General features: G+C 67.1%; 12 protein-coding genes. 4 read left to right on the forward strand and 8 right to left on the reverse strand.

Annotation, left to right across the window (positions count from 1 at the left end; translation table 11 throughout):
* Positions 1-48 precede the first annotated feature (48 nt).
* On the forward strand, positions 49-552 hold the full coding sequence (locus tag QZ709_RS10160; protein ID WP_294637160.1) for a DUF1993 family protein: 504 nt from the start codon (positions 49-51) through the stop codon (positions 550-552).
* A 23-nt stretch (positions 553-575) separates the two neighbouring features.
* Here the strand turns inward: QZ709_RS10160 and QZ709_RS10165 are convergent, their stop codons facing one another.
* Complete coding sequence (locus QZ709_RS10165) at positions 576-1550, reverse strand: tRNA-dihydrouridine synthase (protein WP_294637161.1); 975 nt, start codon at positions 1548-1550, stop codon at positions 576-578.
* A 133-nt stretch (positions 1551-1683) separates the two neighbouring features.
* Between QZ709_RS10165 and QZ709_RS10170 the strand changes: the two genes are divergently transcribed.
* Complete coding sequence (locus QZ709_RS10170) at positions 1684-2568, forward strand: HDOD domain-containing protein (protein ID WP_294637162.1); 885 nt, start codon at positions 1684-1686, stop codon at positions 2566-2568.
* A gap of 12 nt (positions 2569-2580) precedes the next feature.
* Here QZ709_RS10170 and QZ709_RS10175 read toward each other — a convergent pair whose 3' ends face one another.
* The 6 genes from QZ709_RS10175 to minC form a co-directional block, all read right to left on the reverse strand.
* Complete coding sequence (locus QZ709_RS10175; RefSeq protein WP_294637163.1) at positions 2581-4464, reverse strand: ATP-binding protein; 1884 nt, start codon at positions 4462-4464, stop codon at positions 2581-2583.
* An 87-nt stretch (positions 4465-4551) separates the two neighbouring features.
* Entirely contained in the window at positions 4552-5214 is a 663-nt protein-coding gene (locus QZ709_RS10180; RefSeq protein ID WP_294637164.1) for a hypothetical protein, read from the reverse strand.
* Positions 5215-5542: 328 nt separating this feature from the next.
* Positions 5543-6313 carry a ParA family protein gene (locus QZ709_RS10185; protein ID WP_294637165.1) on the reverse strand — a complete coding sequence of 257 codons (771 nt, stop codon included), beginning with the start codon at positions 6311-6313 and terminating at the stop codon, positions 5543-5545.
* Positions 6314-6423: 110 nt separating this feature from the next.
* Positions 6424-6684 (reverse strand): cell division topological specificity factor MinE, encoded by a 261-nt coding sequence (minE, locus tag QZ709_RS10190; RefSeq protein ID WP_294637166.1) that lies wholly within the window; start codon positions 6682-6684, stop codon positions 6424-6426.
* A 3-nt stretch (positions 6685-6687) separates the two neighbouring features.
* Positions 6688-7503 (reverse strand): septum site-determining protein MinD, encoded by an 816-nt coding sequence (gene minD / locus QZ709_RS10195; RefSeq protein ID WP_294637168.1) that lies wholly within the window; start codon positions 7501-7503, stop codon positions 6688-6690.
* Between the two features lie 32 nt (positions 7504-7535).
* Positions 7536-8288: a septum site-determining protein MinC gene (gene minC, locus QZ709_RS10200; protein WP_294637169.1), complete on the reverse strand. Its 753-nt coding sequence runs from the start codon at positions 8286-8288 to the stop codon at positions 7536-7538.
* 123 nt (positions 8289-8411) lie between these two features.
* Here minC and QZ709_RS10205 point away from each other — a divergent pair, with 123 nt between their 5' ends.
* The gene (locus QZ709_RS10205; protein ID WP_294637170.1) at positions 8412-9695 is read left to right on the forward strand and encodes a DUF4010 domain-containing protein; all 1284 of its coding nucleotides are present in this window, start codon (positions 8412-8414) and stop codon (positions 9693-9695) included.
* Positions 9696-9795: 100 nt separating this feature from the next.
* Positions 9796-10176 (forward strand): hypothetical protein, encoded by a 381-nt coding sequence (locus tag QZ709_RS10210; protein ID WP_294637171.1) that lies wholly within the window; start codon positions 9796-9798, stop codon positions 10174-10176.
* 28 nt (positions 10177-10204) lie between these two features.
* Here QZ709_RS10210 and QZ709_RS10215 read toward each other — a convergent pair whose 3' ends face one another.
* Positions 10205-12781: a YgiQ family radical SAM protein gene (locus tag QZ709_RS10215; protein ID WP_294637172.1), complete on the reverse strand. Its 2577-nt coding sequence runs from the start codon at positions 12779-12781 to the stop codon at positions 10205-10207.
* Positions 12782-13258 lie beyond the last annotated feature (477 nt).

Consider the following 13258-nt stretch of genomic DNA (forward strand, 5'->3'; position numbering starts at 1 on the left):
GGGTGCGATTTAATGCAGCCTGTCCCTCAACTGAACGCCGAGCACACCATGAGCCTGAGCATGTACACCGCCCTCGTCCCGCCCGTGACCCGCACCCTGGAGGCCCTGTCGGCCATCCTGGAGAAGGCGGCGCAGCATTGCGAGCAGCGTGGCATTGACCCCCAGGCCTTTCTGCAGTCCCGTCTGTTTCCCGACATGTTCCCGCTGACCCGCCAGGTGCAGATCGCCACCGACATGGTCAAGGGCGCGGCCGCGCGGCTGTCGGGGCAGCAGATGCCGGTCTACCCGGATGTCGAGACGACGTTTGCCGAGCTGCAGGACCGCGTCCGCCGCACCATCGACTACCTCAACACCTTCGAGCCCGAGCAGATCGACGGCAGCGAGGCCCGCGAGATCGTCATCCCGCTGCGTGATCGCGAGGTGCGCATGGACGGGCAGAGCTACCTGACCAGCTGGGTGCTGCCCAACTTCCACTTTCATGCGGTGACGACCTACAACCTGCTGCGCCACGGCGGCGTAGCCCTGGGCAAGCGCGATTTCCTGGGAGGCTGAGATCCTCGGGTCGACAGCTGCCTTCACGCCGCCGCGGGCAGAGCGGCGGCGTGGGGCGCCGGCGTAGAGGGCAAGCCCAGCAGGCGCGCCACCTCGCGTGAATCGGTCAGGGTGCGCACCTGCTGGTAGGCCGCTTCGGCCTCGGGATGGGTGCGGCGCAGGTAGTTCAACCACTGCTTGAGCCGGCCCGCCCGGGAGCGCGGCTCGATGTGTGCCACGATCAGCGTCCAGAAGACGCACAGAAGCGTGTGCAGCTCGGCCCAGTTCAGTTGCGCTGCGTCGTCCTTCAGGATGGCCCGGGCCAGCCCGGGATTGGCGACCATGCCGCGGCCCAGCATCAGGGCCACGCCGCCGGATTCGGCCCGGCAGCGCCGTGCGTCGTCCACCGTCCAGATTTCGCCGTTGGCCACCACGGGCACGGACACCGCCGCACGCACATCGGCCACCCGGTGCCAGTAGGCAGGAGGGCGGTAGCCGTCCGCGCGGGTGCGTGCGTGCACCACGATCTCGCTGGCGCCAGCGGCAGCCAGCGCCCGGGCACAGTCTTCCGCCACGCTGCCATCGTCGAAGCCGAGTCTCATTTTGGCCGACACCGGGACTCTGGCGGGAACAGCCCGGCGCACGGCGGCCACGATGGCGTGCATCAACTCGGGTTCGCGCAGCAGCGCAGCACCGCCCCCATGGCGGTTCACCACCTTGGCAGGGCAGCCGAAGTTCAGGTCGATGCCCTCGGCGCCCATGTCGGCCAGCCGGGCCGCGTTCTCGGCCAGGCACACCGGGTCCGACCCCATGAGCTGCGGGCGCACGGGCACGCCGGCGGGGGTGCGGCAGCCGTGGTCCAACTCGGGCACCACGCGCCGGAACGCCCGTTCGGGCAGCAAGGTGCCCGTCACGCGGATGAACTCCGACACGCAGCGGTCGATGCCCCCCACCCGGGTCAGCACATCCCGCAAGGCGAAATCCAGCAGGCCTTCCATGGGTGCGAGCAGGATGGTCATCGTGAGGGGGCGGCGCAGGGTGGATACGACAAAAGCTCGACAGTGTACGCAACTGCACCTCGGCCATCCGGCCGGCTCAAGTCGGGCGGACGGGGGCCGATAAACCGTCATTGCCGTGAACCGCATCGATCCCATGACTGAAGCAGTCGCGCCTGATCGCACCGAAACCTTGCTGGCCGAGATGGACGCTGCACGCCGCAAGGGGCCGTTGCAGCACATCGTCATTCCGCCCTGTCCCGAGTTGCTGGCCCGCCTGCAGCAGGTGATGGCCGAGGCCGAACCCGACCTGAATGAGGTGGCCCGCATCGCGTCGAGCGATGTGGCGATGTCGGCTGCGCTCATCCGCAGCGCCAACAGCCCGCTGTACGCGGCTGGCCAGCCCGCGCAGACCATCGGCCAGGCCATGAACCGGCTGGGTCTGGCCCATACGGCCCGCACCATGACCCGCTTTCTGGCTCAGGGCGCCATTGCGGTGCCAAACAGCCCGCACCTCCAGCGGTTCTGGGAGCGTGCCGCCAAGCGGGCGGTGGCCATGTCCTACATGGCCGGGCGCCTGCCGGGGGTCTCACCTGATGTGGCCCACACCTACGGCCTGTTCTGCCATGTGGGGCTGGTGGTGATGGCCCAGAGCATCCGGGGGTACCTGAGTACCATGGTGGAGGCGCGCGCGCGCATCGACCGATCCTTTGTCGCCACCGAAAACGCCAACCACCGGACCGATCATGCGGTTGTCGGTGCCCTGACTGCACGCATCTGGCGCCTGGCGCCAACCGTCGTGGCGGCCATCCGGCTCCACCACGATCTCGAGACCATGCGGGAAAGCACGGCACAGTCCGAGGTCAGCACCCTGATCGCCATGGGCCTGATCGCGGAGTGGCTGATGCGCCGGCACGAGGGCCTTGATCCAGATGCCGACTGGCATGAGCATGGAGACACCGCAATGACCTGGCTGCACCTCACGAATGACGACATGCTCGCCTGGGAAGACGACCTGCGCCCGCAACTGGATGCGATGTGAGCGCGCTCCCGCTCAGGCCCGTGCCACCGACTGGGGGCTGAGCCAGCGGGACAGCATCTGGGCCAGCGTGTGGCGGTCGAAGGGTTTGGTCAGGTAGTCGTCCATCCCGCGTGCCAGGCAGACCTCTCGATCACCGCTGAGCGCGTGGGCCGTCAAGGCGACGATGGGGGTACGGGGGCGTGCCGTGTCGTCGGCCTCCAGTGCGCGGATCTGCCGCGCCGCCTCGTAGCCGTCCATCACTGGCATCTCGCAATCCATCAGCACCACGTCGAACGCCTCTTCACGGAACAGCGCCACGGCGATCTCGCCGTTGCGCGCCTGGCGGCACGTCACCCCCAGGCTTTCCAGCGTCATGCTGGCAATGAAGGCGTTGACCTCGTTGTCTTCCACCAGCAGCACGTGGCCCTGCAGGCGGGGCTCGTCGTCCATGGGCGGCAATGTGTCGGCAAATCCGGGACGGGTGGCTTCCTCTGGCTCGGCGGGGGCCATTGGCTCGGTGCTGTAGGGCAGGTCAAGCCGGATGCCGAAGGTGGTGCCGACCCCCTGGGTGCTGCGCACGGTGATCGATCCGCCCATCTGCTCGATGATCTGCTTGCAGATCGCGAGCCCGAGCCCGGTGCCGCCGTGGCTGCGGTTGCTGCCCGATTCGACCTGGAAGAAGGGCTGATAGAGCTGCTCCATCGCCGCTTCCGGGATGCCCATGCCGGTGTCCGACACGTGGATGACCAGGGTGGCAGCCTGGCTGCTTCGCTGTTCGACCTCCAGCGTGACCGTGACCTCGCCCTGCTGCGTGAACTTCACCGCGTTGCTGACAAGATTGAGCAGGACCTGCCTCAGCTTGCTCTCGTCGGCCACGAACTGGAGGATGTCGGCGGGCAGCCCCCGCGTGTCGCCGCGCAAGCCGATGCCTTTCTGAACGGCGGTGGCGCGGAACGCCTCGCACGCGGCGACCACCGTCTCTCGGGGGTCGAAGGGTGCGGGCGTCAGCTTCACCTTCTGCGCGTTGAGTTTGGCAAAGTCCAGGATCTCGTCGAGCAGGTGCAGCAGGTGGCGCGCCGAGTCTCGCGCCGACTTGACGAACAGCCGGTCGCGCTCCGGCAGGTTCTGCTCGTTCAGCATGCTGAGTGCCCCGATGACCCCGTTCATCGGGGTGCGGATCTCGTGGCTCATGTTCGCCAGGAAGGCGGTCTTGGCGCGGTTGGCCGCCTCGGCCTGCTCCTTCATGCGCCGCAACTCTGCCATGTGGTTCTTGCGGCGTGACTGCAGGAAGAGCTTGCGCTCGCGTCCGACCGAGAATCGGTACAGGCACAGCCCGAGCACGTTCGCCGCGAAGATGTGCGTGGCCATGCGATGCAGGGCGTGGGCGTCGCCCGAGCCATGGGTGGCCGCGCAGTGCAGGGTGAAGGCGGCCATGAACGTGCCCAGCGCCAGGGTGTTGAAGATGCTGAGGCGGGCGAAGCCGTACAGCATCATCGTGCCCAGCACGGCCGTGGTCGTCAGGGCCCAGTACAGGGCGATCGACGGGGAGGCCGCCTGCCCCTGGATGTTGATCTGGGCGCCGACGACGGTGCCCACCAGCACGAGCGCCCAGCAGGCCTGGGTGTAGTACTGCGTGACCTGCTCGCGGAAACGCAGGGTGGCCACGGCGGCCAGCGACATGAGGACGATCTGGCCCAGCCGCACCAGTTGGACGGTGCTGTACCACGGCCGGGTGCCGACCAGGGCTTCGAAGACGAAAAAGCCGACGTAGCACAGCGCCGTCAGCGTCGTGGACAGAAAAAGGAAACGAACGCCGTAAGACCGATAGGCGGTCTGGAACTCCTTTTCGAGCACGGGATTGGCAAATCCCCGGTTGCCCAGCAACCGCGCCAACCTGTTTGGTACTGCAACACCCATCAGCGGTTTACCTGCAAAGCTGAAAATGAGACAAAGGGCAGGGCGCGATTCTGCCAAGGCCTCGCAAGAAAATAAGGTGGGTGTGCATCATGCCGACACGATGGAGCGCACCGCCGCGGGCGCGCTGAGTCGCATGCCGGTTACGGCGGTGGCTTCGTGCGCCGGCGTGTCAGTAAAACGCTGCTGAACCAAGCCGTAATCCACGTCGATATCAGGGTGAAACGTGCCGGCCATGAAAGGATAGAGCGGGCAGGCCGCCCGACGCCATCGGATATCGGCTTCCCGGATGGGCATGGTGTAGAGCCCATGGGGCAGGTGACCAACGGGCGGATAGGGGATTTTCCGGCCGTTCAGGACGTCGTCGAACTGCATGGCCAGGTATACCCGGTCCATCGGGCGTCGTGCCGTGATGGCCGCCAACTCGATTCCAGCGTGAAAGCAGATCTCGTACATGGCTTTCACCAGCGCCAGGGTGGCCATGCGGGATTCCGGAATCCCGAGCACTGTCAACCGCCCCGCCTCGGCGACAAACCGGCTCTGGAACAGACCCTGAACGCCGAAGGCTTGTTCGAGTTTCAGGGGTACGTGGCCGTTGTGAATCAGGCGCGCCGCACCGAGCAACTGCCCGGTGGTGCGGGATTCGGCCATCAGCAGCAGGGTTTCCGGACGGTGGTCCTCGGCTTCGGGCCGGTCCACCGTGGTGACCATGGCGGGAATGTGTCGACCATATGCGGTGGCACGCAGGGCCACGATGCGCTCCAGGTCGCGCTCGTCACGCGCCAGCCGCACCCTGAAAGGCAGCCGCGCCGTTTCTTCCGGCTCAACGCTGTAAGGGCGGTCGTGGGCGGGCGCTGTGGGCGGTGATGCTGCCATGGAAAAGCCTTGAAAGCAGACTCGAACCGTCTGGCGGGACGGGCCAGGATCGACACGAACAGGACACGACCGAGGCCTGTTCATGCCGGTTTCGCATTGTGCAATCTCGCTGCCTCCATAAGCATGATCGAAATCACGCTTTGGCGCTACCCCTCAAACGCGAAGCCCTGAAACCCGTTGGAGGTTTACCAATGGCGGCGACCCGTCAGGCTGGAATCAGGCGTGCGTGCAGGGCTTGCAGTTCCTGCGTCAGCTTGTGGCGCGCATCAAGGTGAATCATGGGTTTCGCTTGTTGATGCGATTCCTTTACCTTCACCGACGAACTCAGATAAGGTTGCAGCACGGGCAGGCCTTCGTCAAGCAGTTCCTGTACCAGTTTTTGTGGCAGGGATGCCCGGGGTTGGAACTGATTGACGACGATCCCGCTGACTTTCAGCTCTGGATTGTGATCGGCCTGAATCTCCTGCACGTTCTCGAGCAGGTTGTAGAGGGCGCGACGCGAGAAATCATCGCAGTCGAAGGGAATCAGGCAGCCTTGCGCGGCAATCAGCGCCGAACGGGTGTAGAAATTCAACGCGGGCGGTGTGTCGATATAGATGCGGTCGTATGCGTCGGCCAGTTCGGCGAGCGCGTCACGCAGCTTGTAGATCTTGTAGCGCGACTCCAGCTTGGCATGCAGCTCATCCAGCTGGGGGTGCGAGGGCATGAGCCGCAGGCCGTTCCACGGCGTGTCGACCGCAAAATCGTCGGTTTCCCGAGGGCGGGCAGTGAAACGCAGGGTCTGGTCGAAAAAGCCGGCTGCACTGCGTTCGGCATCGTCGTGGCCGTCGCCCAGCAGGTAATGGGTCGAGTTCCCCTGGGGATCCAGGTCGATCACCAGGGTGCGCAGGCCCTGGGCGGCGCTGATGGCCGCAAGGTTGCAGGTGATCGTCGACTTCCCGACGCCACCTTTCTGGTTGAAGACAACGAAGCGCATGATCGGGGCACCCTTTTGCAGCGATGTGGTGCGCTATTGTGCACCGCACAAGCCGCGGACTTGTCCCCGGTATGAAGGCCATCCTGTATGGATGGCCTCCCGGGTGCCGATCAGCGGCCGGCTTCCGGCAACTCGATCTTGACTTCGAGCACCTCAAGGTTGTCCTGACGCTCCATCGACACCTTGATGTCGTCCGGGTTGATGGCCACGTACTTCGAGATCACGGCCACCAGCTCCTTCTGCAGATCCGGCAGGTAGTTCGGGCTGGCGGAGCGCCCGTTGCGCTCGTGCGCGAGGATCAGTTGCAGGCGTTCCTTGGCCACCGTGGCCGTCTGCTTCTTTTCCCCGAGGAAGAAGGAGAGGAATCCCATGGCTTACTTCCCTCCGAAAAGGCGTTTGAAGAAGCCCGGCTTCTCGGCCTCGACGAAGCGCATCGGCTTGTCTTCCCCGAGGAAGCGGGCGATCACGTCCTTGTAGGCCTCAGACACGTCGGTGCCTTGCAGGTGGATGGCCGGGATGCCCTGGTTCGAGGCGTTCAGCACGGCGTCCGATTCAGGGATCACGCCGATCAGCTTGACGCGCAGGATTTCATGCACATCGTCGAGCGACAGCATCTGGCCGCCTTCGACGCGGTTGGGGTTGTAGCGGGTGATCAGCAGGTGTTCCTTGATCGGCTCGCCACCCTCGATCGCGCGCTTGGTCTTGCTGTTGAGCATGCCCAGGATGCGGTCCGAGTCGCGCACCGAGGACACCTCGGGGTTGGTCACGACCAGCGCCTCGTCGGCAAAGTGCATGGCCAGCAGCGCGCCGGTTTCGATGCCGGCGGGCGAATCACAGACGATGTACTCGAAGCCCATCTCGCCGAGCTCCTTGAGCACGCGCTCGACGCCGTCCTGGGTCAGGGCGTCCTTGTCGCGCGTCTGCGAGGCGGCCAGCACGTACAGGTTCTCGCACTGCTTGTCCTTGATCAGCGCCTGGGTGAGGTTGGCCTCGCCGTGGATCACGTTGATCAGGTCGTACACCACGCGGCGTTCGCAGCCCATGATGAGGTCGAGGTTGCGCAGGCCGACGTCGAAGTCGATGACGGCGGTCTTGTGGCCGCGCAGGGCCAGGCCGGACGCGAAGCTGGCGCTGGTCGTCGTCTTGCCGACACCCCCTTTGCCGGAGGTCACCACGATGATCTTGGCCATGGAAGGCGGTCCTTTCGAGTATGCGAGTCTGTTCAGATGGAAATGGGTTCGAACACCAGCCGCTCGCCGTCGAGGCGGACCTGTGCCGGCTTGCCACGCACGTTGTCGGGCAGCGGGTTCTCGGTGGTGCGGTAGGTGCCGGCGATGGAGATCAGTTCCGGCTCCAGGGCTGTGCAGAAGATGCGCGCCTGGGTGTTGCCCTTGGCGCCGGCAATCGCCTTGCCGCGCAGGGGGGCGTAGATGTGGATAGAGCCGTCGGCAATGACTTCGGCGCCGTTGTTGACGGCCGCCATCACCACCAGGTCGCCGCCCTTGGCGTAGACCTGCTGGCCCGAGCGCAGCGGCTTGTCGACGATCAGGGTGTGGCTGGCCACCGGCACCTCGACGGGCACCTGCACTTCGCGCACCACCTCCTTGATCACCTCTTTCACGACCGTTTCGGTGCGGGTGGAGGGCGGGCTGTCCGGCGCTTCGGCCAGGCCGGCTTCTCGTGCAGCCTGGGTCTGGGCCACGGTGGCGCCCCGCACGGCCACGGGCTTGAGGCGGAAGCGCTGAAGCAGGGCGACGAGTCCGGGGAAGTCGATCGCGACATCGAGGCTGGCCAGATGGGTCAGGTCGATGACGACGGGCTCGCCGTTGAAGAGATCGGGGGTGGAGCCGAAGCGTTCCTCCAGCGCCTTCTCGAGGGACTGCAGGTTGCCTGTTTTCAAGAGAAAGGCTTCCAGCGACAGCGTGGCGCTCTTGAAGTCGAACAGGACGGGGGCAGATCCGGAGGCAGCGTGCATGGAGGACGGTCGCGGAGAAAGAACGAAGTTTAAGGCAGCACAAGGGGCGTTCCCGCGGGGCTCGCCCCTCAGTGGGCCATACTGAAACGTTGAACAGCAGAAATCCATGGGGTGACGCAAGGCATGAACGGGCCGTTGGGGTTGGGTGAGGCTGAAACCGCATTGATCGTGGCGCTGGGGACCGGCTTGCTGGTGGGCGTCGAACGTGAACGGCGCAAGGGAGATGGGCCCGAGCGCGCCGCAGCCGGCCTGCGCACGTTCACGGTGGTTGCGCTGGTGGGGGCGGTCTCCCAGATCGTTTCGCCTTGGCTGGCGGCGGTGGCGCTGGCCGGCGTGGTGGGCCTGGCGGCGTTGTCTTATGTGCGCAACCGCAGCGACGACCCGGGCCTGACGACCGAACTGGCCTTGGTCGCGACGGCCCTGATCGGTATGCTGGCGCTGAGCCGGCCGGCCCTGGCAGCGGCTTGCGGGGTGGTGCTGGCGGGCCTGCTGGCCGCCCGGCAGATGCTGCACCGTTTCGCAACCCACTGGCTCAGCGAGGCGGAACTGCACGATGCCTTGCTGCTGTCGGCGCTGGCGCTGGTGCTGCTGCCCTTGCTGCCCGGTGCCCCGCTGCCCTGGCTGGGGCACCTCTCGCCCCAACGGGTGCTGTTGTTGGTGGTGGTGCTGCTCGGGATGCAGGCCAGCGGCCATGTGGCGCAGCGCCTGCTGGGCGAGCGGGTCGGGCTGGCGCTGTCGGGGCTGCTGGGGGGATTCGTGTCGAGCACGGCCACGGTGTCGGCCATGGGGGCGCTGGCCCGCGACGGGCAGGCGCCGTTCCGGCTGGCCTGGAGCGCGGCGGTGTTGTCGACGGCGGCCACCTGGTTGCAGTTGCCGGTGCTGGCCTCGGTGGTGTCGCCCACGCTGGCCGGCCTGGTTTGGCCGTGGGCGCTGCTGGGTGTCGGCAGCCCCTTGATCCTGGGCGGGATCGCGTGGTGGCGAGGGCGGAACGACGTGGGCGCGCGGTCGCAAGAGGATCACCCGGGCTCGCTGGCCGGGCGCCGCGTGCTGCGCCTGCGCGAAGCGCTCGTGGTGACAGGGTTGCTGGTGGGGGCTGCGTTGTTGGTGACGGCGGCCGAGCGGTACGGCGCCCAGGGGCTCATGGTGGTCACGGCGGTGGCTGCCGTGGCGGACGCCCATGCCCCGGTGGCCAGCCTGTTGGCCGCCACGGGTGCCGGTGAACTGTCGCCCCATCACCTGTTGATGGGCATCCTGGTGGCCATTTCGGTCAACTCGGTCACGCGGTCGGCCGCCGCGACCGGGGCGGGCGGCCTGCGTTTCGGGACGGGGGTGGCGATGGCCCTCGTGGTCAATCTGCTCGTGGCCTGGGGCGGCGCGTACTGGCTCGGGTGGCTGGGGCCTGCCTGAAAGGCGTGCGCAGCGGCTTGCGGCGCCTCGTCCCAGTCGGGCGGTCGGAATTCGGGCAAGCCCTTGTGATGCGCGGCAGCCGGATCGCTAGCATGGGACCATGTGTGCTTCATGGAGCGTGCCCGTGCAACACCATGCGCTTGTCAGCGTGGCCACCGAATGTGGTCAGGACATCGCGGCCCTGCTGGCCGAGATGCAGGATGAATCCGAGCTGTTCGCGAGCCCGAACACGCTGGCCGCGGTCGAGCAGGCCTTGCTGACCATGGCGCACACGCTGGCCCAGTTGGGCCCGCCGCTGCGCGACCATTTGACCGAACTGGATTGGGCCGGCTGGCAGGCCCTGCATGCGGCCTTGCTGCGCCGGGTCACGCCCCGTCGGGAGCTGGTCTGGTACGGGGTGCAGGCGCTTGTGCCGGCCACGATGGGCCTGCTGCAGCGCCTGTGGCAACGGCATCCGGCCCTGTTGCTGACGCAGCCCTGATCCGACCGGGCCACGCGCGCTGGTGTGCTCAGCGCCGCGGCTTGCCGCCCGCCTTGCGCGTGCTTCCCCGGCTGATGTCGATGCCACGCGGGTCGCGCTCGGCCTCGGCTGGCCGGGCCTTCGCGGGCCCCACCTTGCCCGTGCCTGCCCGGGGAGGCAAGCCGGTGTGCTGGGTCAGCATCTGGCCGGGGCGGGGCTTGCCCGAGGCGGCCCCGGAGTTGCGGCCGGCCGGTGCAGGCGTGCCATCGCGCGCCACGCGGCCCACCGTCACCACCGAGGTCTTCGTTCCGGCCTTGGTCGAGTTCTTGCGGCGGGCGCTTTCGTAGCCGCCATCGGTGCTGGGCTGGTAGGTGGGAATCAGGTGGTGCTGCCCGTTGCCGATCAGGTCGGCGCGGCCCATGGCCTTGAGCGCCTCGCGCAGCAGCGGCCAGTTGTTGGGGTCGTGGTAGCGCAGGAAGGCCTTGTGCAGGCGGCGGCGTTTCTCGCCCTTGACGATGTCGACGCGCTCGCCCTTGCGCGGGTCGCGGCTGATGCCCTTGAGCGTGTTCAGGCCCGAGTGGTACATGGCCGTGGCCGTCGCCATGGGGCTGGGGTAGAAGGTCTGCACCTGGTCGGCCTTGAAGCCGTTGCGCTTGAGCCAGATCGCCAGGTTCATCATGTCTTCATCGGTGGTACCCGGGTGGGCGGCGATGAAGTAGGGGATGAGGAACTGCTTCTTCCCCGCCTCGGCGCTGTACTGCTCGAACAGCTGCTTGAAGCGGTCGTAGGCGCCCATGCCGGGCTTCATCATCTTGCTGAGCGGGCCTTGCTCGGTGTGCTCGGGCGCGATCTTCAGGTAGCCGCCCACGTGGTGCGTGACCAGCTCCTTGATGTACTCGGGCGAGCGCACGGCCAGGTCGTAGCGCAGCCCCGAGCCGATCAGGATCTTCTTGATCCCGGGCAGGGCGCGTGCACGCCGGTACATCCGGATCAGCAGGCTGTGGTCGGTGTTGAGGTTGGGGCAGATGTCCGGGTAGACGCACGAGGGCTTGCGGCACGCCGCCTCGATCACCTTGGACTTGCAGCCGATGCGGTACATGTTGGCCGTGGGGCCGCCCAGGTCGCTGATGACGCCGGTGAAGCCCTTGACCTTGTCGCGGATGAGCTCGATCTCGCGGATGACCGAGTCTTCGGAGCGGCTCTGGATGATGCGGCCTTCGTGCTCGGTGATGGAGCAGAAGGTGCAGCCGCCAAAGCACCCGCGCATGATGTTCACGCTGAAGCGGATCATGTCCCACGCGGGGATGACGGCGTCGCCGTACTTCGGGTGCGGCGCGCGGGCGTAGGGCAGGTCGAAGACCAGGTCCATTTCGGGCGTGGTCAGCGGGATCGGGGGCGGGGTGATCCACACGTCCTGCGCGCCCGGGCCTTCGCCGTGGCGCTGCACCAGCGCACGGGCGTTGCCGGGGTTGGTCTCGAGGTGCAGCACGCGGTTGGCGTGGGCGTACAGCACCGGGTCGTCTTTCAGTTGCTCGTACGAGGGCAGGCGGATCACGGTGCGGTCGCGCGGCGGCATCACGATCCTGCCGGTGCGTGCGGGTGCGGGTGCCGTGTCGGCGTCGCGGCGGGCCAGCGCCGGGTTGGGCACGAGCTTGATCGGCTTGGCGCCGCCCGCCAGGTCGGCCTGCGCAGGCGAGGCCGCGCCCTTGACCGGGTCGAAGGCGCCGGCTTCTTCCAGCGCGCAGGTCTGGCCCTGTTCGGCCGCCTGCTGGGCCATGCCCATGTAGGGGTTGATGTGCTGGTCGATGCGGCCGGGGCGGTCGACCTCGGTGCTGTCGAGTTCGAACCAGCCTTCGATGGTCGGGTCGTTGCGGCGGCGCAGGAAGGCGGTGCCGCGCACGTCGGTGATCTGCTCGATGGGCTCGCGGGCGGCCAGGCGGTGTGCGATCTCGACGATGGCCCGTTCGGCGTTGCCGTACAGCAGCAGGTCGGCCTTGGCGTCCATCAGGATGGAGCGGCGTACCTTGTCCTGCCAGTAGTCGTAGTGCGCGATGCGGCGCAGCGAGGCCTCGATGCCGCCCATGATGATGGGCACGTCCTTGAAGGCTTCGCGGCAGCGCTGGGCGTACACGGCCGAGCAGCGGTCGGGCCGCGCGCCACCCACGCCACCGGGGGTGTAGGCGTCGTCGCTGCGGATCTTCCGGTCGGCGGTGTACCGGTTGATCATGGAATCCATGTTGCCCGCCGTCACGCCCCAGAACAGGTTGGGCTTGCCCAGCGCCTTGAAGGGCTCGGCGCTGTGCCAGTCGGGCTGGGCGATGATGCCCACGCGGAAGCCCTGGTTCTCCAGCATGCGGCCGATCACGGCCATGCCGAAGCTGGGGTGGTCCACATAGGCGTCGCCCGTGACGATGATGATGTCGCAGCTGTCCCAGCCGAGCGCGTCCATCTCGGCGCGGCTCATCGGCAGGAAAGGCGCGGTGCCGAAACGCTTGGCCCAGAAAGGCTTGTAACTCGACAACGGCTTGGCGACGGGCAGCGCCGGCGGCACGAAGTCCTTCGTGGCGGGCGCGACCAGTTCGTCGCTGTCGTGGGAATGGGTGGAGGCAGGCGGCAGGGCAGACATGGAGCGGACGCCGGGGGCAGGCATCGAGGGCAACCCGTGATTGTCGCTCGGTGGCCGAATTCGTGCCAGCGCCCCCGCGGCCTGCCCTGTGCCGGCAAGGGGTGAGGCCGGGCGGCTGGATGCGCCGCAGGCGGGGGGCGATCATCGTCTGCATCGGCGCGACGGTGCCCGGGTATTGCAAATGGATGTAAAGCCAGGTGTCGGCCGTGGAATGTGGGGCCTGCAGGCGCCATCATCCGATGGACGACGCATTCGGTCGGGATTTGGCTGCCCGGGAGGTCGTCGCTGTTTGACACGATGAGGATGAGGAGCACAGACATGAACTGGATCAAGACCCTGCGTCACGGCTTCACGGCCGTGCTGGTCGCGGTGGCCGGCGCCGGTGTGGCCATCGCGCCGCTGGAGGCCGAGGCCAAGCGCCTCGGGGGCGGGCGTCCGGCCGGCATGCAGCAGATCGGAAGAGCACACGTCTGAACT

The sequence above is a fragment of the uncultured Aquabacterium sp. genome, from assembly GCF_913773725.1.
Taxonomy (GTDB): Bacteria; Pseudomonadota; Gammaproteobacteria; order Burkholderiales; family Burkholderiaceae_C; genus Aquabacterium.